Source organism: Mesorhizobium sp. M7A.F.Ca.US.010.02.1.1 (assembly GCF_004023085.1).
Taxonomy (GTDB): Bacteria; Pseudomonadota; Alphaproteobacteria; order Rhizobiales; family Rhizobiaceae; genus Mesorhizobium.
In genome coordinates this window covers 1-428 of record NZ_RZRV01000141.1, presented here as the reverse complement: position 1 = coordinate 428, position 428 = coordinate 1, and the positions used below count along the sequence as shown (strand labels likewise).

At 65.0% G+C, this 428-nt stretch carries 1 pseudogene; it reads right to left on the bottom strand.

Annotation, left to right across the window (positions count from 1 at the left end):
* Positions 1-409 (bottom strand): annotated as a pseudogene (locus tag EOA19_RS35115) (aldehyde dehydrogenase (NADP(+))); the annotation flags it as partial.
* Between the last annotated feature and the right edge of the window lie 19 nt (positions 410-428).

Sequence of the window (428 nt, the reverse complement as noted above, 5' to 3'; positions counted from 1 at the left end):
GTCGAATATCTGCGCGGGCTTGCGGCGTGCGGGCGGGGATTGCCGGGTCAATACGTACCCCTAGGAAGCTACCCTCGCGAACAGCCGATGCGAACAGCGCTAGCTGGCCGACAGTGCGGGCGCGTTCGCCTTCGACTCGCCCGCGAGGCAGACCGGTTTCGGCCATGCAGCGCTCGATCAGTGCGTCACCCAGCGCCAGGATGTGGCGGGCGATGGTTTGCAAAAACACCGCCCGGACCTCGGGCATGGTTTCGCGGTAGTTGTCGAGCGCCGCGTCCGCCAAGGCGCAGGCGACCTCGAGATCACCCAGGCTGGCGCCACCGAACACTGGCGATAGCGGCTCGACCGTCGCGGCGTTGATGCCCTGCAGTTGACCGTTTGCACCGGCAACCCTCGACTGACCGATCAACAAATGACCTGTAATAGAC